We start from the raw sequence: 2,941 nt of genomic DNA on the forward strand, positions 1-2,941 counted from the left end.
AAAAGGTCCCAGATGAACCGAATTGGCTCGTCAGCGGGAGGCCGGTCTTATCGAATATCCGAATATAGACCCCGAAGTTCTGATGCAAGGTCAGTTCGACTGTCAGGTCCCCGTTCTCCGGTAGCACTATTTCGAAGTTGTCAAAGACATCTCCATTGTCTTCCAGATTGAGGTCTCCCGAGACCGCTTGGTCCAGAGAGATGGTATTTGCTTCCGCAAATGTGTCATTCGGCTCGGTCTCTTGACCAAAAGCCTGTACAAGGGTGAATGAGGCAAGGAGCAGAATCATCGTGCTCATATACCTCCACATAGCATGTTTCATGATAGAATAGATTTGATTAGCAATTCACGGACGGCTCTAGGCCGGCCTTCTCTATCCTATCGAAGTGGCTGGTCAGATGTGAACGATCGCTTTTGATTTTTTCTCCTCAAGCAAGGAGCAAACAAGAAAAATGTTCAGAATGCCTATTGGATGTGAATGGGAATCACCTCATCGGTCCCCTCTCCTTGGACCTGGAGTAAATAGACGCCCGCACGCACATCGGTACTCAAGCTCAATCGAATTCTATCCTTGGAGCTGCGTACAGTCTGCGTGGGTATCACTTTTCCGTCCAATGAGAATAACATCAATCTATCTTCTGGGCTGAGGGATAGGTCGATTTCGAAGGAACCCAGCTCCATGGAGACAGCTTCCATCCCCTTCATATCGGTGGCATCATCCGATGAGACCAGTCCACCCAGTGGATCATAGGTATTGGTCAATGGGTCGAAATCCGGGGTATTGAAGAATTTCTCTACACTCCATGGGCTCATGATATCCTCTCCATATTCACACGCACATCGGATCTTCCATTTATAGGAATGGTTGGGCCAGATGGAGGGTTTATTGAATTTCAGAGGCCATTTGAAGAACTCCTTACCCGCTTTCCGCTTCAGGGATAGATAGGTATGAGGTGGAGATTCGATCGAGAGATTAGTGGCCAGGTCCTTCACCGGCCAATACTCGATATCACAGGCTGCTGAATCCGCAATGGAATAGGGAATCTGCGGATTCTCCTTGAACCATTTCAGCTGAATACGATCGATCACATCGTTGACCGGTTCCAAGGATTTGGTCAAGCCGGTAGGCGCTGATAGAAATGCATGACAATTATTCTCAAAGCCAATAGTACACCCTTCGTCCTTTTCACTCCACAAGGTCACCACAGTCCCATTGGCCTCGGTACGTATACGATGTTGGACCTTCACCTCATATTCGGTCCAGGATTCCAGGCCTTGGACATCCTCTAAGGCCAGAATGGCCGGAGGATCACTTTCATTCTTGAATATTTCTGCCTCACCGCTAGAAGGAATGAAACTGAATCGAAAAGCATCGATACCGGAATCGCTTGAATAGATAGAAGCAGGCGATTCTGCGAGCAAGTGAGAATCCCCATGAAAGGCTTGTTGACCGCATTGCTCCTGCAAGATCCCAGATGACCGGGTGGTCTTGATCTGCACTTGGAAATGATCGATGTCCAGAGGATCTTTGACCTTAGCGAAGACCCGGAAACGATATTCCTGCTCGGTCCAGAGGTCATTGAAAAAAGCCTTTTCTATCTCATCAGCGCCATACGAATCAAAGCATGCAATGGGCTCCGCACTGCATTCGGGATACAGTTCTATCACTAGATCCAAGCGATGTTCTGGGTCGTAGGCCATAATGATCTCGTCCGGTGCCTCAGGTGTGAATCTGAACCAAAGATCATCGACCGGGCTTTCATCGATACAGGAAGGACGGTTACCACCAGCCCCATTGTACAGTACTTCGGTCCAATCATCCTCTCCCCAAAGAGATGGTTCGATCTCTAGTGCATTCGCACAACCGTTGTTGCTCGGAGGACGATACGAGTGATCCAAGATGATCTCGGTGAATGAGAAGGGAGGGATACGGAGAATCGATTGATCTGTCAGCCCTTCTGAAATATATAGTCCGGGGCTGTACTCCTCATCGGCCAGTGTCCAGGTGAGTTTCGTCTTTGGGACTTTGGAGGTCTTGAAGTATGTCACACCATCATAGCCTGGAAGCGCAGATAGGTCCAGATCGAGTGAGGGTCCAGAGAGATTGACGATGATCACTCGATCCGATTCCCCTTTGAATAGCCAGCCGTAGGTCTCATAGGTCTGCGTGGTGATGCGTTCCCCGAAACGGTCGGTATACTCGAATTCATGCATGCGAGGGATCCCTGCTGCTGCATCGACCGGTGACCATGAAGTCCCATTGATGGCCAGATCGGATGGACCGGCTATCAAGATATTGGCCATACTATCCGAGAGCTGTAGGGTATTCATCAGGCTCCGGGCCGCTATGCCTGCCGGGCTGGTCTTCAGATCAGATCGGATGGCCGTTTCCCGATCTCCACCATACATGAGGTGCATGCACATCTTGGTGATATCCAGTCCATGATCGGCATCGTTCCAGATGCCCGACTTCTCGGATGCATAGTGGCTGAAGCTGTTGAAGAGATTGAAGATGGAAAGTGCGTGCAGCCAGTTCCCACTATCGTAATTGTGGTCATCATCGGCATACTGGACACCGAAGTACTCCATGCATTTCTCACTGTAATCGTAGTTGTTGAACTCCGTGAACCACAATTCCATATCCGATTCCAAGAAGAGATCCGTGTTCCGCTGCTCGAAGAGATACTCGGTGAAAACCTGCTGATAGTGGAGAATATCCTCAATATCTACTGCCGACTCCACTGCCTGACACAATTCCATGTTCAAGCTATCCGGATTGGTGCTTTTCGGATAGAAATGCATCATAGCTGCATCCGCAGCAAATGCACCCTGCCCAAATCGGTCTATGATGACCTGATTCCAAGGTTCACCTCCGAGGTCCCGGCTTCCATTGACCGCGACCTTGGCATTGGGAAAGCGCTGGCGGATCATGGGGATGATG

At 49.6% G+C, this 2,941-nt stretch carries 2 protein-coding genes; both read right to left on the minus strand.

What is annotated here, in order from left to right; all coding sequences use genetic code 11:
* Window positions 1-322 (minus strand): hypothetical protein (locus tag HKN79_07470; GenBank protein ID NNC83400.1); only part of this gene is annotated, 322 nt, incomplete at its 3' end.
* A gap of 143 nt (window positions 323-465) precedes the next feature.
* Window positions 466-2,931, minus strand: a complete 2,466-nt coding sequence (locus HKN79_07475; protein NNC83401.1) for a hypothetical protein — start codon at window positions 2,929-2,931, stop codon at window positions 466-468.
* Between the last annotated feature and the right edge of the window lie 10 nt (window positions 2,932-2,941).

It is taken from the genome of Flavobacteriales bacterium (assembly GCA_013001705.1).
Classification (GTDB): Bacteria; Bacteroidota; Bacteroidia; order Flavobacteriales_D; family JABDKJ01; genus JABDLZ01.

Excerpts from the sequence above, each read along its gene's own strand:
- HKN79_07475 (NNC83401.1), bottom strand. The coding sequence starts at position 2,931 with ATGATCCGCCAGCGCTTTCCCAATGCCAAGGTCGCGGTCAATGGAAGC.